At 59.9% G+C, this 22,411-nt stretch carries 25 protein-coding genes; 7 read left to right on the plus strand and 18 right to left on the minus strand.

Annotation, left to right across the window (positions count from 1 at the left end; translation table 11 throughout):
- Positions 1–44 precede the first annotated feature (44 nt).
- The 5 genes from JJB09_RS23540 to JJB09_RS23560 form a co-directional block, all read right to left on the minus strand.
- Positions 45–869: an amino acid ABC transporter permease gene (locus tag JJB09_RS23540; protein ID WP_201663540.1), complete on the minus strand. Its 825-nt coding sequence runs from the start codon at positions 867–869 to the stop codon at positions 45–47.
- 15 nt (positions 870–884) lie between these two features.
- Complete coding sequence (locus JJB09_RS23545) at positions 885–1,682, minus strand: basic amino acid ABC transporter substrate-binding protein (protein WP_201663541.1); 798 nt, start codon at positions 1,680–1,682, stop codon at positions 885–887.
- Between the two features lie 83 nt (positions 1,683–1,765).
- Entirely contained in the window at positions 1,766–2,827 is a 1,062-nt protein-coding gene (locus JJB09_RS23550) for a 5-(carboxyamino)imidazole ribonucleotide synthase (protein ID WP_246748915.1), read from the minus strand.
- A 1-nt stretch (position 2,828) separates the two neighbouring features.
- The gene (purE, locus tag JJB09_RS23555; RefSeq protein WP_201663543.1) at positions 2,829–3,323 is read right to left on the minus strand and encodes a 5-(carboxyamino)imidazole ribonucleotide mutase; all 495 of its coding nucleotides are present in this window, start codon (positions 3,321–3,323) and stop codon (positions 2,829–2,831) included.
- A 15-nt stretch (positions 3,324–3,338) separates the two neighbouring features.
- Positions 3,339–3,542, minus strand: coding sequence for a YdcH family protein (locus tag JJB09_RS23560; RefSeq protein WP_201663544.1), 204 nt, complete (start codon positions 3,540–3,542; stop codon positions 3,339–3,341).
- 222 nt (positions 3,543–3,764) lie between these two features.
- On the opposite strand from JJB09_RS23560, the gene JJB09_RS23565 reads away from it, so the two are divergent.
- Entirely contained in the window at positions 3,765–3,941 is a 177-nt protein-coding gene (locus JJB09_RS23565) for a YdcH family protein (protein WP_201663545.1), read from the plus strand.
- A gap of 90 nt (positions 3,942–4,031) precedes the next feature.
- On the opposite strand, the gene JJB09_RS23570 is transcribed toward JJB09_RS23565, so the two are convergent.
- Both JJB09_RS23570 and JJB09_RS23575 read right to left on the minus strand, forming a co-directional pair.
- Entirely contained in the window at positions 4,032–4,289 is a 258-nt protein-coding gene (locus tag JJB09_RS23570) for an ArsR/SmtB family transcription factor (protein ID WP_201663546.1), read from the minus strand.
- Between the two features lie 76 nt (positions 4,290–4,365).
- Entirely contained in the window at positions 4,366–5,154 is a 789-nt protein-coding gene (locus JJB09_RS23575; RefSeq protein WP_201663547.1) for a sulfite exporter TauE/SafE family protein, read from the minus strand.
- 113 nt (positions 5,155–5,267) lie between these two features.
- Between JJB09_RS23575 and JJB09_RS23580 the strand changes: the two genes are divergently transcribed.
- The gene (locus JJB09_RS23580) at positions 5,268–5,921 is read left to right on the plus strand and encodes a thiamine phosphate synthase (RefSeq protein ID WP_201663548.1); all 654 of its coding nucleotides are present in this window, start codon (positions 5,268–5,270) and stop codon (positions 5,919–5,921) included.
- Positions 5,922–5,929: 8 nt separating this feature from the next.
- Positions 5,930–7,075: a tetratricopeptide repeat protein gene (locus tag JJB09_RS23585; protein WP_246748917.1), complete on the plus strand. Its 1,146-nt coding sequence runs from the start codon at positions 5,930–5,932 to the stop codon at positions 7,073–7,075.
- Positions 7,076–7,077: 2 nt separating this feature from the next.
- On the opposite strand, the gene JJB09_RS23590 is transcribed toward JJB09_RS23585, so the two are convergent.
- From JJB09_RS23590 to JJB09_RS23625, 8 genes are all read right to left on the minus strand, one after another.
- The gene (locus tag JJB09_RS23590) at positions 7,078–7,623 is read right to left on the minus strand and encodes a DNA-3-methyladenine glycosylase (protein ID WP_201663565.1); all 546 of its coding nucleotides are present in this window, start codon (positions 7,621–7,623) and stop codon (positions 7,078–7,080) included.
- Between the two features lie 145 nt (positions 7,624–7,768).
- On the minus strand, positions 7,769–8,785 hold the full coding sequence (locus tag JJB09_RS23595; RefSeq protein WP_201663549.1) for a zinc-binding alcohol dehydrogenase family protein: 1,017 nt from the start codon (positions 8,783–8,785) through the stop codon (positions 7,769–7,771).
- Between the two features lie 79 nt (positions 8,786–8,864).
- The gene (locus JJB09_RS23600) at positions 8,865–9,791 is read right to left on the minus strand and encodes a sugar kinase (RefSeq protein ID WP_343229078.1); all 927 of its coding nucleotides are present in this window, start codon (positions 9,789–9,791) and stop codon (positions 8,865–8,867) included.
- A 16-nt stretch (positions 9,792–9,807) separates the two neighbouring features.
- Positions 9,808–10,929, minus strand: a complete 1,122-nt coding sequence (locus tag JJB09_RS23605; RefSeq protein ID WP_201663550.1) for a mannitol dehydrogenase family protein — start codon at positions 10,927–10,929, stop codon at positions 9,808–9,810.
- Positions 10,930–10,979: 50 nt separating this feature from the next.
- Positions 10,980–11,990, minus strand: a complete 1,011-nt coding sequence (locus JJB09_RS23610) for an aldo/keto reductase (protein ID WP_201663551.1) — start codon at positions 11,988–11,990, stop codon at positions 10,980–10,982.
- 59 nt (positions 11,991–12,049) lie between these two features.
- Positions 12,050–12,994 carry an ABC transporter substrate-binding protein gene (locus JJB09_RS23615; protein WP_201663552.1) on the minus strand — a complete coding sequence of 315 codons (945 nt, stop codon included), beginning with the start codon at positions 12,992–12,994 and terminating at the stop codon, positions 12,050–12,052.
- A 91-nt stretch (positions 12,995–13,085) separates the two neighbouring features.
- Positions 13,086–14,102, minus strand: coding sequence for an ABC transporter permease (locus tag JJB09_RS23620; RefSeq protein WP_210341811.1), 1,017 nt, complete (start codon positions 14,100–14,102; stop codon positions 13,086–13,088).
- A gap of 11 nt (positions 14,103–14,113) precedes the next feature.
- Positions 14,114–15,565: a sugar ABC transporter ATP-binding protein gene (locus tag JJB09_RS23625; protein WP_246748922.1), complete on the minus strand. Its 1,452-nt coding sequence runs from the start codon at positions 15,563–15,565 to the stop codon at positions 14,114–14,116.
- 395 nt (positions 15,566–15,960) lie between these two features.
- Here JJB09_RS23625 and JJB09_RS23630 point away from each other — a divergent pair, with 395 nt between their 5' ends.
- Positions 15,961–16,653: an FCD domain-containing protein gene (locus JJB09_RS23630; protein ID WP_201663554.1), complete on the plus strand. Its 693-nt coding sequence runs from the start codon at positions 15,961–15,963 to the stop codon at positions 16,651–16,653.
- Between the two features lie 178 nt (positions 16,654–16,831).
- A complete protein-coding gene (locus tag JJB09_RS23635; RefSeq protein WP_201663555.1) occupies positions 16,832–17,632 on the plus strand; it encodes an inositol monophosphatase family protein in 801 nt (266 codons plus the stop codon).
- A 208-nt stretch (positions 17,633–17,840) separates the two neighbouring features.
- Here JJB09_RS23635 and JJB09_RS26790 read toward each other — a convergent pair whose 3' ends face one another.
- Together JJB09_RS26790 and JJB09_RS23645 are read right to left on the minus strand one after the other, a co-directional pair.
- Positions 17,841–18,695, minus strand: a complete 855-nt coding sequence (locus JJB09_RS26790; RefSeq protein WP_201663556.1) for an FkbM family methyltransferase — start codon at positions 18,693–18,695, stop codon at positions 17,841–17,843.
- A gap of 430 nt (positions 18,696–19,125) precedes the next feature.
- Positions 19,126–19,344 carry a hypothetical protein gene (locus tag JJB09_RS23645; RefSeq protein WP_201663557.1) on the minus strand — a complete coding sequence of 73 codons (219 nt, stop codon included), beginning with the start codon at positions 19,342–19,344 and terminating at the stop codon, positions 19,126–19,128.
- Between the two features lie 346 nt (positions 19,345–19,690).
- On the opposite strand from JJB09_RS23645, the gene JJB09_RS23650 reads away from it, so the two are divergent.
- Entirely contained in the window at positions 19,691–19,978 is a 288-nt protein-coding gene (locus tag JJB09_RS23650) for a DUF6894 family protein (RefSeq protein WP_201663558.1), read from the plus strand.
- Between the two features lie 3 nt (positions 19,979–19,981).
- Here the strand turns inward: JJB09_RS23650 and JJB09_RS23655 are convergent, their stop codons facing one another.
- A complete protein-coding gene (locus JJB09_RS23655) occupies positions 19,982–21,778 on the minus strand; it encodes an ABC transporter transmembrane domain-containing protein (RefSeq protein ID WP_201663559.1) in 1,797 nt (598 codons plus the stop codon).
- Positions 21,779–21,978: 200 nt separating this feature from the next.
- Between JJB09_RS23655 and rpmE the strand changes: the two genes are divergently transcribed.
- Positions 21,979–22,200, plus strand: a complete 222-nt coding sequence (gene rpmE, locus JJB09_RS23660) for a 50S ribosomal protein L31 (RefSeq protein ID WP_201663560.1) — start codon at positions 21,979–21,981, stop codon at positions 22,198–22,200.
- The last annotated feature ends 211 nt before the right edge of the window (positions 22,201–22,411 follow it).

Here is a 22,411-nt window from a genome sequence, read left to right on the forward strand (position 1 = left end):
TTCTGATCCCCTCCCAGCTTGCCCGGTCCAACGACCGGGCATTTTTATTTCTGGCCCTGGGCGTCGCGCATGCGCTTTTCCACGCGGCGCAGCAGAAGCGACAGACCGATCGTCAGCACCAGATAGATATAGGCAACAATGGAATAGGTCTCGAAGAAGCGGAAGGAGCCGGAGGCATAGACCTTGCCCATCTGCGTGATGTCGGCAACGCCCAGCACCGAGACGAGCGAAGAATCCTTCACCATCGCGACGAAATCGTTGGACAGCGGCGGAAAAATAACCTTCAGCGCCTGCGGGAATACGACGAACCGGAACCTTTGGAAACGCGACAGGCCGAGCGCCTTGGCGGCTTCGATCTGCCCCTTGTCGACCGACTGGATCCCGGCGCGGAAAACTTCGGCGATGAAGGCGGAATAGGCGATCATCAGCGCGATGATCGCGCGCCACATCAATGACAGATCGCGCACCAGCATCGGTTCGACGACCCCCGCCTGAATGAACGGCGTCGCAAGAAAATTCCACGCATAGACGATGCCCGGCGCGCCGACGAAGGCGATGTAGAACAGCAGCACCAGAACCGGCACGCCGCGAATGACTTCGACATAGAATCGGGAGATCTGTCGCAGCGCCTTGTTGTCGGACAGGCCGAGAAGCGCCACGCCCAGCCCAAGCATTGTTGCAAGCGCAAAGGCCACCAGCGTCACCATGATGGTGACCCAGAGGCCCTTGGCGACTGTCATGAAGACCTGTGTGTAGATGCCATTGCTGACGATGATAGACGCCAGCAGGACTCCAATAACGACGAGGGTGACTAGCCACCAGGGAAAGTCACCCTCACCGGATTGTCCTGAATGTTGTGGGACGGCCATAATATCCGAGGCGGCTTACTGGCCCATCTTGTATTCGAGGAACCATTTCTTGTTGAGCGCATCGAACGTGCCATCGGCCTTCAGAGCGGCAATGGCCGCATTGACCGGAGCGACGAGGTCGGAGCCCTTCGGGAAGATGAATCCGAAATCTTCGGTTCCGAGCGGGCCGCCAACCACCTTCAGGCCACCCTCGGATGCATCGACATAGCCCTTGGCCGCAACGCTGTCGGTCAATACGACATCGACGTCACCGGCCTTGAGGGCCTGAACCGTGGCACCGAAGGTTTCGAACAGCTTGACGCGCGGGTTCTGCTCGTTGCCGTCGAGCATTTCATAGACGGCGGTATAGAACGGCGAGGTGCCGGGCTGGGCTCCGACGAGACCGTCCTTGAAGGCGCCGAAGCTCTTGGCATCCGTAAAGCGCGCTTCATCGCCGCGCACCAGCATGAACTGCTGCGAGCGCATATAGGGATCGGAGAAATCCACCTTGGCCTTGCGGTCATCCTTGATCGTGATGCCAGTCATGCCGATGTTGTACTGGTTGTCAGAAACGGCCTGGATCATCGCGTCCCAGGAAGTGTTCTGGTATTCCAGCTTGAAGTTCAGCCGCTTGGCGATTTCATTCATCGCGTCATATTCCCAGCCGATCTGCTGACCTGTCTTCGGATCGATGAACTGCAGCGGGGGATAAGCGTTTTCGGTAACGACGACGACTGTCTTGCCGCCGAGATCCGGCAGGCCGGCTGCGAAAGCTGCGAGAGGCGAAAGCGCAAGGGCGGCGAGGCCGAAAAGGAAACTGCAGCGCAAAGTCATGAAGAAAACTCCAAAATAGATGTGGCGGGGGAAACTGTCACAATTTCCCCACATTTGGCAAGCCGCAAAGCATTGCCTTTGATTTACTTGCCGGACGTCAGCCGGGTGATGTGACCCATCTTGCGGCCGGGCCGCGGCTCGGTCTTTCCATAGAGGTGGATTAGGACGTTCTTTTCGAGCGCCAGATTTTCGAGAGAAAGGATATCGTCACCGATCAGGTTCGTCATGACGCAATCGCTGTGGCGGATCGGCGAGCCCAGCGGCAAGCCCCCGACAGCGCGGATGTGCTGCTCGAACTGTGAAACTACCGACGCCGCTTCCGTCCAATGACCGGAATTGTGTACGCGCGGCGCAATTTCGTTGGCGATCAGCTTATCGTCGGCAGTCACGAAAAACTCGATCCCAAGAACCCCGACATAGTCGAGTGCACTCAGCAGCCGGACAGCGCAATCGCGTGCCTGCGTCGCGACGCCGGTGGAAATATTGGCCGGCAGGGTCGAAGTATCCAGAATGCCGTTCCGATGGATATTCTCGGCCGGATCGTAGCATTCGATGCGCCCGTCCAGATCGCGCGCGGCGATAACGGATATTTCACGCACGAACGGCACGAAACTCTCCAGGATCAACGGTACGCCGCCGAGCCGGTCATAGGCCCCAGTTGCGGCATCCCCCTTGCGGAACACCGCCTGCCCCTTGCCGTCATAGCCGAGGCGGCGCGTTTTGAGCACGCCTTCACCGCCGAACTCCGCCAGCGCCTTTTCCAGGTCCTGCTGGCTGTCGACCGAACGAAAACCGGCCGTCGGTATGCCGCAGGCATTCAGATATTGTTTCTCGACGAGGCGGTCCTGCGCGACTTCCAGCGCCTGGGCAGGGGGATAGACAGGCACGAGCTTTTCAAGGAACCGAGCGGCCTGCACGGGAACGTTCTCGAACTCGTAGGTGACGACGTCGCAGGCCTCGGCGAGCCGCTGAAGTGCGTCACGGTCGTCGTAGGCCGCAACGATCTGCTCGTTTGCAAGCTGGGCGGCGGGGCAGTCCGGCTGCGGCTCGAGAATGATGATCTGGAAGTTCAGGCGGCTGGCGGCAATCGCCAGCATGCGACCCAACTGGCCGCCGCCGATGATGCCGATCGTCTTGGTTTTCATGTCATTTGTCCACAGGGTATTCGGCAACCGACGCGCTCTGTTGTTCGCGCCAGGTATCCAGTCGATCCGCAAGTTCCTCATCAGTGAGAGCAAGAACTGCGGCAGCGAGAAGGGCTGCATTGACAGCGCCCGCACGGCCGATGGCGAGTGTACCGACCGGAATGCCCGCCGGCATCTGCACGATAGAGAGTAGGCTGTCCTGCCCCGAGAGCGCCTTGGATTGCACGGGAACGCCGAAGACCGGAAGCGGGGTCATGGCCGCTGCCATGCCCGGAAGGTGGGCAGCCCCGCCGGCACCGGCGATGATGATCTTGAACCCTTCGTCACGCGCATTCTTGGCGAAGCTGACGAGCCGGTCGGGCGTGCGGTGCGCCGAGATGATGCGCGCCTCATAGGCGATCTCGAGCGCATCTAGCGTGTCGGCGGCGTTCTTCATGGTTTCCCAGTCGGACTGACTGCCCATGATGATCGCGACGGGGGGTCTGGAAATCTGCATCTGTTCGATCTCGGCTTAGGCGATGATGTCGGGAATGATCTGGTCCTCGACCTGGGTCAGCTTGTCCTTGATGGCGAGCTTCTTCTTTTTCATCCGCTGTATGCGCAAGGCGTCACATCCGGTTGCAATCATCGCATTGATTGCCACATCGTAATCTTCGTGCTCCTGCCTCAGTCTCGCCGCATTCAACCTCAGCTCAGCCTGCTCCTGATCGGCCATTCCGTCATTTCCCCATTTTCCGGCATTCCTGGCAACGACTGCTATCCCCGCGCCTGCATCGCACTGCTCCTATCACAAAATATCCGCCGACGGGAAGTTTTCCTTTTTGAAGATTTCGCCTTCGACAAACCCGATTTTACGTGGCAGACTTCCAAAGTTGCAGCCTGAGACATCCGGTGAAAGGGATGGCCGGATGTAGGCGTAAAAGGGAAGGAAATGTCTATGACAATTGAGGCCCACATCGAGACTCTCGAAAAGAAGCACGGAGCTCTCGAAGCTGAACTGCACACTGCAATGCTCAGTCCATCCACGGGCGACACAGTCATCGCCGAGCTCAAGAGGCAAAAATTAAAGATCAAGGATGAAATCGAAAGGCTGCGTATCAACACGCAACACTAGCCCTTTCACGGGCGGCCGCCTGACGACAAATTCCAGAGCTGAGCAGAGAACTCGCCGGAATGCAGCTCAGGCGGCCACGCCCTCCAAACCTCACACCCAGAACTGATCCAGCCAGAAACCGACCTTTTGAAAGCCCTGCGGATTGATCTTGTAGATCCGCCGCGTACCCCTTGTCTCAACCGTCACCATCTCGCAGTCGAGCAACGCCTTGAGGTGTTGGGAAACAGCCGGTCGACTGACCGGAAGAAGCGCCGAAAGCTCGTTGACCGTGCGCGGCGCCCGGCGCAGTTCCTCGAGAAGGAACCGTCGGTTGGAATCCGAGATTGCTGCAAAGGGATCAGGGTTCATCGACCGTCAAGCTATGACAGACTTTCGCCGGCGACAAGCTTTTTTGTGCGACGCACCAAATTACTCAGACGTCAAATTACACCGCTTTGGAAGCCAGCGCCAACAAAGGCATGACCCCCTCGTAGGCGAGCTTCATGCCGGCCAGTGCACACATTCCATACATGAAGGGATAGAAGACATCGGGACGCATCCGCCGGACAATCAGGGCGCCGGCAATCGTGGCGAGCGGTGCCAGCGGAAAAAGCGTAGCGGAGAGATAGAGATTGGTAAAATCCAGCTGCCCAAGCATGAAGTAGGGGATGAGCTTGACCGCATTCAGGATCGCAAAGAACCGCACGGCCGCCCCGGTGTAGTCGCGCGGCGGCAGCTTGAGCGGCAGCCCATAGACCTGGAACGGTGCACCACCGGCATGGGCAACAAAGCTACCGTAACCGGACAAGGCGCCCCAAAAGCCCGCCCGGATAATACCATGCTGTCTTGGAACCGTGTCCGCCGCTTGAACAAAATACCTGTTGTAGAAGAACCGCGCGGTAAAGCTCAACGCGACTGCGCCGATGACCAGCTGCATGACATACTTTGGAACGATGACCCAGGTAGCCCAGCCGAACGCAATTCCGATGAGTGCGCCCGGAAGCAGCAATTTCACCAGGCCGGCATTGTTATGCTTGCGCCACATCCACAGCGAAGCGACGTCCATCACGATCAGAATCGGCAGCAGGATCGCTGCCGCTTGCGCCGGCGGCACGACGAAAGTCAGAATCGGCACGCCGAGCAAGCCAAGGGCGTCGCCCATGCCTCCCTTGCTCAGACCGACGAGGATGACAGCCGGAATGGCAATGTAGTAGAAGCTGGCATCGACAGGCATGTTGATCGTTTACTCTGGTCGGTCTAACGGATTGCGGGAAACGTCGAAAGAGGGCTATTAGACCTATCCCGGCAATCGGCGCCTGGGAAGCGATAAGTGAGGCGAAAGAAATCATGTCAACACCTGAAGACCGCTGCCGGCTGGTACTGGTTACGCCCGAGATCTCCGATCCGGTAGAGGCGGCCCGAATCGTCGCAGATGCATTGAAGGGCGGCGATGTGGCTTCAGTCATCGTTCCGCAATACGCGCTCGACGACATCGCATTCCAAAAGTTGGCCGAGGCGCTGGTGCCCGTCATCCAGGAAGCAGGCGCGGCAGCGCTGATCTCCGGCGACAGCCGGGTAGCCGGCCGCGCCAAGGCCGATGGACTGCACATTGCCGGCGGGCTCGAGCCATTCGGCGAAGCCATCGAAAAATTCACTCCCAAGCTGATCGTGGGCGGCGGCAACGCACAGGATCGCCACAAGGCGCTGGAGATCGGCGAGCTGCAGCCCGACTACATCTTCTTTGGCAAGCTCGATGGGGACATCAAGCCCGACGCGCACCCCAAGAACCTTGCCCTTGCCGAGTGGTGGGCGTCCATGGTGGCCATTCCCTGCATCGTCATGGGCGGAACAGATCCTCAATCGGCGCTGGCAATCGCCGAGAGTGGCGCAGAATTTGCTGCCTTGCGGCTGGCGGTTTTCAGCGAGCCAGCGCGGGCCGCGGCAATTATTCAGGAAACGAATGCCCTGCTTGACGAAAAAGCGCCACGCTTTCGGGGTTGAAGGACATCATGTCTAAGCAGAGCCTTGCGAGATTCGGGTTGATTGCTGCCGCAACCATATCGGTTGCCGCAGCAAATTCGTATCATGCGTTCTCCCAGACACCCTCGGCGAGCAACATCGCCGCACGGATGCTGGGCGCCGATGAAGAGAGCCAGTCGCTGACCAAAGGCGAGCGCTTGCTTCCTGCCGGCAACAAGGACGATCTGCCGGTACTCGCCTCGCCTGTATCCCAAGACAAGGACAAGGGGCCGTCCGCCGGCCTGAAACTACTCGAGAGAATGGGAACCGGGCTTCCCGACCTGCCGCCCGAAAAGGCCTTTAGCGGCACAATCGACAACGCTTATGGGGCTTATCAACGCGGTCTCTATCTTACCGCGATGAACCTCGCGCTCCCCAAAGCCCAGCTCGGTGAAGCGGCGGCCCAGACATTGGTCGCCGAATTGCTGAACAACGGGCTGGGGGTTCGGCGAAATCCTTCCGATGCAGCGTTCTGGTACGAACAGGCCGCCACATCGGGTGATGCCAATGCCCAGTTCAAGTATGCAATGATGCTTATGGAAGGCAAGCTGGTCACCCAGGACCGCAAGAAAGCCGACAAGATGATGCAGAAGGCGGCCGAGGGCGGTAACCGCGAAGCGCAGTTCAACATTGCCCAGATCAAGGTCGCCGCAGCCCCTGGCGAGAAAGGCCTGAATGCAGCGCTGCCCTGGTATGAGAAGGCCGCCGAACAGGGTGTGCCGGATGCGCAGTACGCACTCGCCCAACTCTATATAAGCCTGCCAGTCTCCCCGGAGAAAAAGGCGCAGGCTCGCGACTGGCTGCTGAAGGCCGCCAATGCCCGTTTCGATACCGCTCTTTATGACATGGGCCTCTGGTACATAAACGGTATCGGCGGCGAAAAGGACTACGATCAGGGTTTTGCCTGGCTGAAGCGTGCAGCCAATCGCGGCCATGTCCTCGCACAGAACAAGCTCGCCCATCTTTACATCAATGCCATTGGCACCCGGCCTGACCCCATTGAAGCTGCCAAATGGTACGTGCTGTCACGCCGCGCGGGATTTGCCGATCTGGAGCTCGAGGACTTCTTCCTCGGTATCGAGGATGCGACCCAGAAGGAAGCAATCCACCGCGCGAACATTTTCCGCGCGCATTGATTTCAGAATTTCTTGCTGAGAAACGCCGAGCCTTTCAGACCGAAGCGCAGCGGCTCGTCGACTGCCTTGGTAATGCCGATCCGTGGCCCGACATGCAGCGGGGCCGCGCCCTGCGGCAAGGCCAGCGCAAACGGCGGCGCATCCAGCGGCAAACCGTTATCATCACCGCTGATGCCCAACGCCTGGCACAAACGGCCGGGACCGCTGCAAAGCATCCTGAGCGCCGTCATTCCGCGTCTTTCTTCCATCGCCCCTAAGCCATCGCGGGGCTCAACCGCGCGGATCAACACCGCGCTGGCCGGTTCGCAAACGAAGTTCAGGCACCAGTGGATACCGTAGGACCGGTACACATAGGCATATCCCGGCGGCCCGAACATCACCGAGTTGCGCGGCGTCCGGCCATTGAAACTGTGCGAGGCAGGGTCGGCGCGATGATAGGCTTCGGTCTCGACGATGATGCCGCCGACACCGCGATAGGTCATATGGGCGCCAATCAGATCGCCGGCGACGTCGGCGGGCGATCGGGCAAAAAACTTGGAAAAGTCCATTTCGCGCGGGCTCTCGACAAGGATGCGTGCCACCGAGTTAAATCACAACGGCACACGCAAATGCAAAGCTTCTTGCCGCCTCCGCACAACCCGAAAATCCACGGATGATGCGCCCGCGGGGAATTCTTCCGGCAGGAAGCGTCGATCAGCGTTCGATGACGATTTTCAGCGCGTTGCGGTGGCCGTCCCAATAGGGCAGCGCCTGTTCGGCATCGTCGAAAGGAAAGACCTTGGAGATCAGCTGGTCGGCATCGTCGCCGATCCTTTCGAGATGGGTGACGACCGCAAGGAAATCGCTGGTCATCGCGTTGCGCGATCCCATGATGTCGAGTTCCTTGAGGTTGAAGAACTGCGTCTGGTAGGACACCGGCGCCTTGGAATAGCCGATATAGACGACCCGTCCACCAAAGCAGGCAAGATCGACGGCCTGGGTGAATGTCGCTGGCAGGCCCACGGCCTCCATCGCCACATCGACGCCGTCGCCATCGGTCCAGGCGTTGACACGGGCCACCACATCCTCATTCATGGGATCGATGGTTTCAACGGCACCGAAGCGCGCGGCAAGCGCCCGCTTCTCCGCACTCGGATCGATGGCAATGACTTCGGCGCCCCTGGCAACCGCACCAATGATCGCACCCATGCCGATCATGCCGCAGCCGATCACAGCGACCCTGTCAGCCTTCTCCACACGGCCGCGCTCGACGGCGTGAAAGCCGACCGACAACGGTTCGACCAGCGCCAGCCGACGCGGCGCAAGCGTATCATTGACGATGAGCTTGCCAGCCGGCAGCACGATTTCCTCGGCAAGACCGCCGTCCTGCTGGACACCGAGCGTCTTGTTGTAGCGGCAGGCATTGACCTTGCCCTTGCGGCAGGAGGAGCATTCGCCGCAATTGGTGTAGGGCATGACGATGACCCGCGCACCGGGAGCGTAAATCGCATCGACGCCGGCGCCGACCTCGATGATTTCGCCACCGATCTCGTGACCCGGAATGCGCGGCAGCGCCACCAGTGGGTTGAGCCCCTTGAAGGTATTGAGATCACTGCCACATAGTCCGATATGGCGAACGTTGACCCGCACCTTGCCCGGTTCGAGCGGCTGGCGCTCCACCTGGTGGAACCGTGTGACGTTCTCGCCCTCAATCATCAATGCCCTGATCATCTCATCTCCTTCGTGGCAAAGCCGGGCTTCGCCGTTTCATGCAGCCGCATGGGAGGTGCGGCTGCGATCGTTATACGCCTCAGACCGGCATAACCGCCGGATCGACCAACGCGCCGTGATGCTGGATGACGGCCGCAGCCACTCGCGCTGCCCGCCCGGCAGCCTCGACCGCATCGCCCGACAGCGCGTACCGGGCAAGAAACGCCCCATTGAAACTGTCGCCCGCCCCGGTCGTATCGACCACCGTTTCGACCTTTTCGACGGCGATGGGGGTGATGCCGGCAGCGGTGGCGATCAGCGCGCCGTGCTCGCCATTCTTGAGGATGACGTCTCGCGCGCCCCAATCGCGATAGCGCGCAATCGTGGCCTCTGGACTTGCGTCACCGAAGTAGGTCGTTTCGTCGTCATAGCTCGGCATGACCATGCTGGCTGCGCGTGCGCCCTTCTCAAGAACCCGCAGCATCTCCTGCTGGTCGCGCCAAAGACGTGGGCGAATATTAGGATCGAAGGCGACGGTCTTGCCGGCATCCCTTGCCCACCCCAGTTCCTCGACCAGCGTATCGGCGCCATCGCCTTCCAGGATCGCCAGCGTGATGCCCGAAAACAGGATGACATCGGCTCCGTCGATGGCTGCACGAAGCCTTGCGCGATCCTGCGCGAGCAACCTCGCGGCGGAATTCGAACGCCAGTAGGAAAAGCTCCGCTCGCCATTGTTGAGATGGATCATGTACAGGCCGACCTGTCGCTCGGCGATCCGGCAGATAGACGAAACGCCGATGCGGTTATCGGCCATGAAGGCCACCATGTCATCGGACATGCGGTCCGTGCCCAGGCAGGTATAGTAATCGACGGCCCAGCTGTCAGGCATTTCGAGGCGCGCATAATAGGCGGTGTTGAAAGTGTCACCGGCGAAACCGAGCTGCAACGCCCCGCCCTCCGACTGTTTCAGCTCGACCATGCATTCGCCGATTGCCAGTAGCCGGCCGGCCTTTCCATTCTCCACCACGCGCGTTCCTCCTCGCTCAGTGCCCCATTGCCGCGACGAGTCGCGGCTGGGCGAGAGAAAGGCCGAGTTCGTGGGCGCGGTCAATCATCGGCTGGATACGGCGGCGCTTTTTTTCCTGGTGGTTTCCGGCAATGTCGGATAGGCGATGGGCAAGAAAGGGATTGAGGAACCGGTCGCGAACCTCCACGATATAGGCCTCAGCCTCCCTTGCGAGCCCGTCGGCGACGAATACCGGCAGCACCTCGTCACGCCAGACGGATTCAAGGCCTTCCCGGATGGCGGGATCCGCCATGATCTCGCGCACCAATTCGTCCTTGTCGCGATCGCCGGAAAGCCAGCATTCCGCAAGGTAGGTATGGCCAAGATTGAGGATATGAAGTTTGAGATGCTCATATCGGTCGAGATCATCTGTAACGATAACCGATGGATGGATACAGGGCAGCACCAGCCCCACCTGCGCCTCGATGGCCCAGAGTGCATAGGGCTCGGCAATCGCGCCCACAGGCTGGATCGCCTCGGAGACAATCCGGTCGACAAGGCTGTTTGCAAACCGGCAGTTGCTGTCGAGATAATCGAGGAACCCCTGTTCCACGCCCCAGCCCGCAGCAATCTCGCCGATCAAGGCTTTCAGCTTGTCACCGTTGCGCTGCAGCAGTTCGCACGGATAGACCGAAACCGGCGCGTCCGGACGCGCCTGCCAACGTTCGTGGAGAAGCATGAGGAGCTTGGCGGGAAAGCTCTTCGGCACGCGGTCGTAGTTATGTAGCAACTCGGCATCGTCGTCGGCATGTAGGTCAAAGCCCCGTTCGCCGGTATTCGAGAGGATGATGTCGGCCGCGACCGCCGCCTTGCGCACTTCGGCCCAATCGCGCCCGGCAAACAATGCGCCCGCGACCGCCCTGCCCTGGCGTTCCTCGTCTACCGGACTGCCATCCAAGAGGCCACGAATCCTCACCGGATAGGAATCTCCGGAGGCAAGCGCTGCAACACGGCGCGCACTCTCGGGACTATCCGTCGTCTGGACGATGGTGATCTTGCCTATCGCCTCACCACGCGCAAGTGCCTCGGAAACGAAGAGGTCAACATGTGCAAGCAGAAACCGGCTGGTTCCGAACTGCAGGATCGGGGTCGTTGTCATGAGCTACCTTGAACAGAGGCTGCATAGGAAATGTGACTTGGCGGAATCCCTCAGAGCCCGCCCGGAAATGGAGCACCTTCGGCCAAAAGGCCGCGCGATCTCAACTCTTCCCAGAACGTGGCCGGAATTTCCTGCTCAAACCATCCGATATTGGACGCAAGCTGTCCAGCATTGCGCACGCCCGTGACCACGGAGACGACAGCCGGATGGGCAAGCGGAAACTGCAGCGCCGCCGCCTGCAACAACACACCCGCCTCGTCGCAAACCGCCTGCAGCTGGTCGACACGATCGAGCAGCTCGGGCGATGCGTCCTCGTAGTTGAATTTCTTGTTGCCGGCCAGAATTCCGGAATTGAAGACGCCTGCAGCAACGATGCCGACACCGCGCGCCGCGCAGTCGTCAAGGAATGCCAGGCTTTCCTGTTCCAACAGCGTATAGCGGCCGGCGAGCATCGCCACGTCGATATCGAAGGCTGCCACGGCATCGCGGATGATCTGCCATTCATTGACGCCAAGGCCGACCGCCGAGACGGACTTTTCGCTCCGCAACCGGTCAAGCGCCTTGAAACCGCCGCCCTCGGTCAGTTGCGACCAATAGTGCAGGTGCTGCTCGCCATGGGTGACGCTGCCGATGTCGTGAAGATAGAGGATATCGATGGTTGCGAGACCGAGTCGCTGCTGGCTGTGCTCGAAGGAGCGCAGGATGCCATCGTGGGAATAGTCGAAGACCGGACGGAATTTCAGCGGGTTGACCCAACCGTTTTCCTCGGCGCTGATGTTCGTATCGGGTGTCATAACCCGGCCCGCCTTGGTGCTGACCACATAGGCATCGCGCGGCTTTTCGCCGAGCATCGTGCCGAGCCGTCGCTCGGAACGAGAATAGCCGTAGTAGGGTGCAGTATCGAAATAGCGGATGCCGGCATCCCATGCGGCATCGAACGTGGCCGCTGCATCCTGATAGCTGGTGGAGCGATAGAGCCCGCCCATCTGCGCGCAGCCGAGCCCGAGCAGGTTCAACGTTACCGGTCGACGGGAAAGCGTACGTGTCTGGGTGATCTTCATGTCTATGCCCCTGCTAACGAAAGGAGACGCGCGGCTGATGCCGCGCGTCCATCATGATCTTAGTAGAGAACGTTCTTTGCAACCGGCTGGTCGATGTTGTCCTTGGTGACGACGACGACACCGGTGTCGTTGAACTTCTCGACCTTTTCCTTCTTCAGGATCTTGACGACGGTCTGTACGCCGAGTTCACCCATCTGGTAGGAACCCTGCACGGCGATGGCGCCGAGCGTGCCGTCCTTGACGAAGTGCTGCAGGTCTTCGTTGCCGTCAAAGCCGATGCCGACAACCTTGCCAGCCTTGCCAGCCGATACGATGGCGCGTGCCATGCCGATGGCAGTCGGCTCATTGGCGCCGAACATGCCCTTGAGGTCGGCATTGGCTGCCAGTACGTCGGTAGTCTGGTTCAGCGCGGTCGCCATCTGCGACTGCGAGTAGAACGGGCCGACGATTTCAAGCTCGGAGTTTGCCTTGATGTAATCGGTGAAGCCGCCGACGCGACCGATTTCAGAACCGGCACCTGCGACATAGGACATGATGGCGATCTTGCCGGTCTTGCCGATGCGCGCGATCAGCTCCTGGGCAGCCAGTTCGCCAGCCTTCTTGTTGTCAGTGGCGAGAAACGACTGGTAATACTGCTCCGAACCTTCGGTGAGCTGGGAGTCGATCAGCACGACGGGAATGCGGGCTTCCCAGGCCTTCTTCACAACCGGCACCAGAGCATCAGGGTCGGACGGCGCGAGCACTATACCGGCAACCTTGCGGTTGATGGCGTTCTCGACCATGTTGACCTGATCAGCGATGGCGGATTCCGAAGCAGGGCCCTGGAAGGTGATGGCGTAATCGGAACCGGCCTGACCAATAGCCGCATCGGCACCCTTCTGGACGTTCTGCCAGAAGGTCGAGTTGACCGTCTTGACGATCACGGCGATTTCTTCGGCTGCCTGAGCAGGCACAGTCCACAGACCGATCGTCGATGCCAGGGCGGCAATAAGCAGTTTTTTCATGATCTTCCTCCGTTGTAAATTGGCCTGACCAGCCAGTTCAAGGAAACACCCAAGAGTTTCCCTATTCAGCGGCATTGCTGCCGCATTTGCTTCATCGACGGTTGCGCAACTGGTCGATCCAGACCGTGCCCAGGATGACGACACCGATGATGATCTGTTGCGTGAAGGCAGAGACGCCATTCATGTTGAGGCCATTTCTCAGGATGCCTATCACGAACGATCCGATCAGCGTGCCCGAGATCGTGCCGACGCCACCGATCAGCGAGGTGCCGCCGATGACGGCGCTGGCGATGGCGTCGAGCTCGTAGCTGACGCCTTCGTTCGGCTGGGCAGTGACGAGCCGCGACATCAGCACGCAGCCGGTAAGGCCCGCCAGCGTGCCCGAGAGGATGTAGGTGAAATTGACGACCTTGCTGACATTGACGCCGGACAGGCGTGCGGCATCCGCGTTCGAGCCGACAGCATAGATGTGGCGACCGAGTACGCTGCGATAGAGCATGTAGCCGACGGCCAGTGCGATCACGATCATCAGGATGACCGGATAGGGAATGCCGGGAAACGTAACCGTCGGAAAGCCATCGTCGCCGATAGTGACCATGCGGAACAGCGCGCCGTTGCCCAGTTCGCCGAAGGACTCGCCGAGGCCGGAGACTGCGCGCGCGCCGGTGATTTCAAGCGCCACACCACGTGCAATCAGCATCATGCCGAGCGTGGCGATGAATGGCGGCAGCTTGAACTTGGTTACCGCAATGCCGTTGATCAGGCCACAGACTGTTCCCGTCAGAATGCCGAGCACCATCCCAAGCGGAACCGGCATGCCGAGTTCCTTGACGCAAAGTGCCGCGACCACGCCGCCGAGCGCCAGAACGGAGCCGACCGAGAGGTCGATGCCGCCGGTGATGATGACGCAGGTCGCGCCAATGCCGAGAAGCGCGATCGAGGTCACCTGCAGCGCGATCGTCATGCCGTTGTTGAGCGTAAAGAAGGCTGGGCTGGTCAGCGCGAACACCACGATCAGCACGACGAGACTGCCGAGCGCGGCAAATTTCTGAATGATGTCCTTCTGCTTGTCGCTCAGGCCCGTCTGCTTCTGTTCAGCACTTTTCATGATGGTGTCCTTCACTGTCCGGCACGCTTCTGGCCGGATGCGTAGCGCATGATTTCTTCCTGGTTGGTCTCGCGGGTGTTGAGGATCCCGGTGATCCGGCCCTCGTGAAACACCGCAACCCGGTCCGTCATGCCGAGAATCTCGGGGAGTTCGGAACTGATGAGCACGACGCCGATGCCCTGCGCCGCCAGTTCGTCCATGATCTTGTAGATGGCGAATTTGGCGCCGACATCGATACCGCGCGTCGGCTCGTCGAAAAACAACACGCGCGACTGCCGGAACAGCCACTTGCCGATGATGATCTTCTGCTGATTGCCGCCCGACAACAGCCGCACCGGCTGGTCGACGGAAGGCGTCTTGATGCTGAGAAGATCGACGTAGCGCCTGGCGACTTCGTCGTGCTTGGCGCGGTCGATGATACCGAAGCGGCTGGAGACCTCGCTCATGTTGGCGAGCACCATGTTTGCCGCCACCGACATCTTGATCGCCAGCCCTTGCGTCTTGCGATCCTCGGAGAGATAGGCAATGCCCTCGGCAATGGCGTCGCGCGGAGAAGCAATGGACAACGTACGGCCCTGATACTCGATGCTGCCCGCATGGGCTGGCTCCGCACCGAAGATGGCGCGCGCCACTTCCGTGCGACCCGCACCCATCAATCCGGCAAAGCCGAGGATCTCGCCGCGCCGGAGCGTGAAATCGATTGCTTCGAACGCGCCAGGCCGGCTCAAGCTGGAAACTTTCAGCAGCACATCCTCGGATGGAATCGAGGTGCGTTCGGGAAACTTTTCCTCAAGCGAGCGGCCGACCATCAAGGAAACGATCTCATCCACGGTCGTGGCGGCAAAATCACGTGTGGCGACATACTTGCCGTCGCGCAGGATCGTGACGCGGTCGACGATTTCAGCCATCTCTTCGAGACGATGGGAGATATAGACGATGCCGACGCCGGATGCCTTCAGGTCCTTGATAACCTTGAACAGCAAGGCCGTTTCCTGCTCGGTCAGCGACGAGGTCGGCTCGTCCATGATCAGCACTTCGGCATTGAGCGACAAGGCCTTGGCAATTTCCACCATCTGACATTGCGCGACGGAGAGACCGCGCACGAGCGCATTCGGATCGAGCTCGAGCCCGAGCCTTTCGAGGCATTTACGGGAATCTGCGAGGAGTTTCTTGCGATCAACGAGAAACCCGCGCCGCGGCTCGCGCGCCAGATAGATGTTCTCGGCGACCGACAGATGCGGGATCAGATTAAGTTCCTGATGGATGATGGCGATGCCGGCGGCTTCGGACTGCAGCGGCGAGGCGAACTGCACCTTTTCGCCCTTGTAGATGATGGTGCCCGACGTCGGCTGATAGACGCCGCTGACGATCTTCATCAGCGTGGACTTACCGGCGCCGTTCTCGCCGCAGACGGCATGCACCTCGCCGCGGCGCAGATCGAAATGAACGCCGGCCAGCGCCATGACGCCGGGAAATTCCTTCGTGACGTCATCGAGGGTCAGGAGTGCTTCAGTGTTCGCATCCGTTGATGGATCGTTGTTCACCGATGCGTTTGATTGCGATGCGCTCGCTCCCATTCCGCCCTCCTGTTCCGGCCACGCTGGTGGCCTTACCAATTAACAAAAGCCGTCCCGATCTCCGCCCCAGATACGACTTGCGGTAGGGACGACTATCGATGAAACCATAATTGGTCAAGCCAATTTCAGAAATTTGGGGGTTGTTTTTCTAATTAAGGATTCGCTTAGCCGCGTCAATACGCTAATTTTGTTGAAGTTACAGATATCTGTGTGGTCAGGCCGATTATAGCTCGCTATGGTAAGGCCAAATATGTCGCACGCGTTTTTGGGAGGAAGTTGCCGTGCCCGCCCCTTTGAAAACCATCGAGCCGCGACGGCTCTATCAGCAGGTCGCCGACCAGATTCGCCAGCTGATCTATCGCGGCAGGTTCGAAGCCGGCACCAGATTGCCAAGCGAACGCGATCTCGCCCAGCAGCTCGGCGTATCGCGTCCCTCGCTACGCGAGGCCCTGATCGCACTCGAGATCGATGGAACGGTCGAGATCCGCATGGGCTCGGGCGTCTATGTCTGTCCGGAGCGTGAGCGTCCTCCATTGCCCACCGGGCTGGTGGGCGAAAGCCCCTCTGAACTCATGCAAGCCCGCGCCATCGTCGAGGGTTCCGCCGCCCTGATGGCCACGGCCCGGATGACGCCGGAGACACTGTCGATACTCCGCCAATCCATCGACGCCATGCGCATCGAAATCGAGCAGGGACGAAAGGCGCTCGACCAGGACCGGCTGTTCCACATGACGATCGCCCGACAGACGGGAAACACGGTCATTGCCCGCTTCATCGGCGAACTTTTCGATGAGCGCCACAGCCCGATCGGCGAAAAGCTGCAGACCTGGTTCGAGAGCCGGGAGACGTGGTCGCTGGCGCTTGCGGAGCACGAAGCAATCTATGCCGCTTTCGAGGCGCGCGATCCGCTGCTGGCCCAGTCGGCGATGCACGCTCATCTGGAGTCGTCCAAGCGCCGCTGGACCGAAGCCTGAGTATGGCCAAAGGGCTCCGTTTCCCGACATCAGAGCATCCTCGGCCCGAAAATACTTGAAACAGGCGGGCTTTTATGGTCTTGAGGCGCCAATCCCGCAGGCGCCGGCGAATGGCTGGCCCGCGACGTTGTTTAGCGGCCCCTGAATCGGGGCCGATTGATTTTAAAGGAATCCGAAAATGGCCCGTTCGGCGCTGTTGAATGTGATGGTTCAGTCCGCCCTCAAGGCCGGCAAATCGCTCAGCCGAGATTTCGGCGAGGTACAGAACCTGCAGGTGTCGCTGAAGGGACCTGGCGACTACGTCACCCAGGCGGATCGTCGTTCCGAGAAAATCGTCAAGGAAGAACTTTTGCGCGCCCGCCCGACCTATGGGTTCCTGGGCGAGGAAAGCGAAGAGATCAAGGGCACCGACGGCGCCCATCGCTGGATCGTCGACCCATTGGATGGCACCACCAACTTCCTGCATGGCATACCGATGTTTGCCGTCTCGATCGGACTTGAGCGCAATGGCGAGATGGTTGCCGGCGTCATCTACAATCCCGCGACAGACGACTTGTTCACGGCGGAAAAGGGCGGCGGCGCATTCGTCAACGACCGTCGTCTGCGCGTCTCGGCGCGCAAGAAACTGTCCGACAGCGTCATTGGCTGCGGCGTCCCCCATCTCGGCCGCGGCATGCATGGCCGCTTCCTCGTGCAACTCAGGCACGTGATGGGTGAGGTCGCCGGCATCCGTCGCTTCGGCGCCGCCTCTCTGGATCTGGCCTATGTCGCAGCCGGTCGCTTGGACGGCTTCTGGGAAGAAGGCCTGAGTGCCTGGGATGTCGCAGCCGGCCTCATCCTGATCCGCGAAGCGGGCGGCTTTGTCAGCGACCTTTCCGGCAGCGCCGACATTTTCGGCAGCGGCACGGTCGCAGCCGGCAACGAGCATATCCACAAGGCACTCATCGACGTTGCCAACCGGCCGGTCCCCAAGGCCTGAGCCTCGTGGCGCCCGCACGGGCGCCATCAGCCCCTGGAATTAGATCATCTCGAGCGCCGTCTTGTGATGCATGCAGCCGGAACACCGTCCCTTGCGGCGGCGTTTTCCATGTTGTGCTGGATAGCGAGCATGCCTCGTGAGCCTGACCAAGCGTCTAACCGCCAAGAGTTTGAGGCCAGTCGCCTTTGCGCGAACTGGCCAATCAACCCTAGGCGCAGAAGATCATGGTATTGTTCATCTGGGAGATTTCGTCGATGCTGATCTCCCTCTGGTTTCCTTCCGTTCGCCTGTGATCAAGGCCGTAGATCGAGTATCCATAGCCCTTCAGAAGGTCATACATGTCGGCACGGCTGAAGCCGAACCTTGCCATACCCTTGTGAACTTCGATCAGCAGCTTTGGCTTCTTCTCGAGAATTTTAGCCGCCCCCTTGAGCACCTGATACTCGTACCCTTCGGTGTCGATCTTCAGGAACATAGGCCCATCCACATCAGCGAAATAGTCATCGAGCTTGATCACGGGCACCAGTGAATTCTGACCAGTCTCACCCACCTTGTTCGTCGGCCCGCCGATCTTGGGGGCAGTGATAAAGCCCGGAGCATCGCCCGCGGCCGCGTAGATCGTATGAACGTTGTCGTAGTGATTCGCGACACAGTTGCGATGAATGCGGGGTATGAGGAATTCCAGCACCTCGATGGCGAAAACCGAATGCGCCTTGTTTGCCGCAAGCATCGAGAAATAGCCCAGATGCGCCCCGACATCTACGAAGACGCTGGATTCCGTAAGGTTGTCCAGCAGCAGTTGCGATGCTGCAGGCTCATGAAGTCTTCCCTTTGAATATCGTGGATAGAACCATCCCTTGCTGTAGTCGTCGTCGGTCATGTAGACGACGGTCCGACCATCTATCCTTGCGAGATATGTGATGTCGAATTCGGTCGGATAGTGGTTTCCCGACTTGAGGAAGCCTTTGTTTTTCTTATTTTTCCCCGCTCGCTTTCGCCCACGGGAAACACCCTCCGTTTCGTTGTTGGCAAACTCCCCGCCCTCTAGATCGGTCGTACTCACTGCAAACTCCATTGGCACCTGAATGGGCATTTGCCTAGCAGTCTGGGTTGCAGGAAGCAACCCAGTCCCGTCAGGCATGAAACGGGACAGTTAGGGAATTGCCTACAGGAGGAAATCTGTGGCGACTTGCCCGTCGTCAGGTTTTTTGATCGCGATCCGGCCCGTAGCTGCATCTGCCCGACACTCCTGCGATCAATCCCGAACTGCAGGCTCGCCAAACGGGCATAAACTCCGCCCCTGGTCACAGGCGCCTGGTGGGCAACTCCTCGACGACCGGCCCCGATCGATCACCAGGATACGATCGGCCTGGAGCACCGTTGCCGGACGATGCGCAATAACAATTGTCGTTCGGCCCTGCATCAGCCCGTCAAGCGCCGTTTGCACCAGCGTTCGCTTTCGGCATCATCCAGCTGGGGCGGACAAAGGCCTCTTACATCATGTTGAGGGTAGCGCTGCGGCGTTTCATGCAATCGTGACCGCCATCCTTGATGATGGCGCTTCCGACCGTTGCATCGTCCTTGCTCACGGTTGTGTCGACAGCTGAATTGGTCGTGACCGGCTGGCTTTCCGGCTTCACCATGGCGTCTTCGGCGAATGCCGGAATGGCAAAGGCGGCAAGCAAGGCCGCAATAGTCCCCATCCTAATCATCGGTATTCTCCTCATGATTGGTTCAGGGCTGTAGCCCGCAGCGAGTTTGCAGCGACTTTGATGGAAATTGCCATTCACCTTTGTGTGAAGCGACAAAATGTGATCACCAGGCAAATCGGAACAGCCGCCCCGCACCCGGGGTGACAAGGGGGCTCGCGTGGCGTGGGTCGGCAGCGATGTCGGTTGCTTCATAACAGGATGACCGTAGCCCCAGACACATTAGAGTAGACGGTTGTCGCCAAGCTGAATGCCAGGTGAACGGGCAATTCAGCGCCTGTTCGGATGCAATGTGGTCTTGTGCATCAGGATCGGCGCCGCGACGAGCGCCGGACAGCCGAGGTCCGAGATGCAGCACTACTTCTTCGACATACACTGGAACGACGAGACTGTTCTTGACGATGAGGGAACCGGCCATTTCGACGACGGTTCGGCCCTCTATTACGGCCGGACTCTGGCGATCCGCATTGCCCGCTGCGGCAAAGGTGAATCGGTCCGGGTTCATGTGCGCGACGACCAAGGTCGCCTGCTTTCCATCGTGACACCAGGCAGCTGGCGCCCTGAAGCACCGTCGCAAGTGCGGACGCGCGCGATTATCGAACGCGACCGCACGCGACAGTCGATGATGTCTGGCTGAAGCCTACCGTACCACGTGCAGCACGTTGTGTCGGTCAAGCCCGAACTGCAGGCTGGCCAGTCGCGCATAGATGCCGCCCTTGGCCACCAGCGTCTGGTGCGTGCCTTCCTCGACAATCTGGCCCTGATCCATGACCAGGATGCGGTCAGCCTTGAGCACGGTCGCCAGACGATGCGCGATGACAATGGTCGTACGGCCCTGCATCAGCCCGTCCAGCGCGGTCTGAACCAGCGTCTCGCTCTCGGCATCCAGTGCCGAGGTCGCCTCGTCCAGCAGCAGGATCGGTGCGTTGCGCAGGATGGCGCGGGCGATGGCGATACGCTGCCGCTGCCCACCAGACAGCATGATACCGCGCTCTCCCACTTCCGTGTCATAGCTTTCGTCCAGCCGAAGGATGAACTCCTCGGCATGCGCGGCACGCGCCGCCGCCTCGACATCCGCACGCGTCGCTCCAGCCGCGCCGAAGGCGATGTTGTCATGGATCGAGGCTGCAAAGATCGTCACGTCCTGCGGCACGATGGCAATGCGCGCCCGGATCTCGCCGGGATCGGCTTCGCGCACATCGACACCATCGATCAGCACGCGGCCCGCATCGGCGTCGTAATAGCGCAGCAGCAGCGAAAACAGCGTGCTCTTGCCAGCCCCAGACGAGCCGACCACCGCCACCCGTTCACCGGGCTTGACCGACAGCGTCAGCCCTTCGAGCGCCGAGGTGCCGGGACGGGTCGGATAGGCAAAACGTACGTCGTCGAAGTCGACGCTGCCAAGCGGCGGCTTGGGCAAAGGCTTGGGCTTTGCCGGCGCCATGATCGCCGGTTCTTCCGCAAGTAGCTCCATCAGGCGCGAAGCCGCCCCCGACGCCTGGCTGAGTTCGCTCCAGACCTCCGACAGCGACCCGAGCGCACCCGCCGCCATGACCGAGTAGAGCAGGAACTGGCCGAGCGTGCCGCCGGTCAGCGTACCCGCCAGCACGCTCTGTGCGCCGAACCACAGCACGGCTACGACCGAACCGAACACCATGGTGATGGCAAAACCTGTGAGAATGGCGCGCTGGCGCGTCGAAAGCCGCGCTGCTTCAAAGGCGTTTTCGGCAGCCGAGCCAAAGCGATCGCGCGCCAGGCCGGAATTGTTGAACGCCTGCACCGTGCGGATCGCGCCGATTGCCTCAGACGCATATGCCGAGGCGCCTGCCAGCCGGTCCTGCGCCTCGCGCGAGCGCTTGCGTACCTTGCGGCCAAACCCGACGAGCGGAAAGACGATCAGCGGAATGGCTGCCAGAACCAGCCCCGAAAGTTTCGGGCTGGTATAGATCATCATCCCCATGGCGCCGAGGCAGAGGATCGAATTGCGCAGCGCAAGCGACGCCGAGGCGCCGACTGCCGACTTGATCTGCGTGGCGTCTGCCGTCAGGCGTGAAACGATCTCGCCCGTCTGGTTGACATCAAAAAACGCCGGCGACAGCCGCGTGATATGATCGAAGACATCCCGCCGGAGGTCAGCGACGATCCGTTCACCCAGCGTGATGACGAAATAATAGCGAAGCGCCGACGCCGCTGCGAGCACGACCGCGAGCACCAACAGCATCGAAAAATAGGTATTGATGAAGGACGAATCCGAATTGGAAAAACCGCTATCGATCATCCGCCGAACTGCTGTCGGCAATATCAGCGTGGTAATCGCGGCCACGAAAAGAAATACTATCGCCCCACTTGCCAGATACCTGTAACGCAGGATGTAGGGAAATAGTCTTGCCAGCGGACGGAGCGCTGGTCTCCTTGCCGCATCTTCTCGTAGTGCCACCGGCCAATGCCTCCGATTTCGTGCGCCCGGCGGAGCGAATCCTGCATTCGGGCACTTGTTATCTCTCTATGCTTGTTGTATACGCCACGCCATCAAACGAAGCCGTGATCCACAAGCGGATTACGGCTTCATTTATTCGTTTGGATCGGAAGCTGCAAGGCATGCGGCAAAAGACCACTGTGACCTGCAGGACTAATGTCATGAAAACCCAAATTCATCCCGACTACCACATGATCAAAGTGGTCATGACCGACGGCACCGAGTACACGACCCGTTCGACCTGGGGCTCCGAAGGCCAGACCATGAACCTCGAAATCGACTCCAAGTCGCACCCGGCATGGACCGGCGGCAACCAGCAGATGATGGACCGCGGCGGCCGCGTCTCGAAGTTCAACAAGCGCTTCTCCGGCCTCGGCATCTGATAGCCCTGACCAGATTCGCTCTACAATAACCCGGTTTACGCCGGGTTTTTTGTTGCCTGGATTCTGCCAAACGGCTTTTTGAATAAATCAAGTCATGACCTCCACCAAAGGTGGAGGTTTGAAACGCTGCGCTTGAACCGCTAGAAGCGGTTTTGCTATAGATTAGTAGCTACGATTAAAGAGGTCGGCAAAGTCGGAAGCTTTGTCGACC

This window comes from Phytoamicus setariae, from assembly GCF_016722925.1.
Lineage (GTDB): Bacteria > Pseudomonadota > Alphaproteobacteria > Rhizobiales > Rhizobiaceae > Rhizobium_E > Rhizobium_E setariae.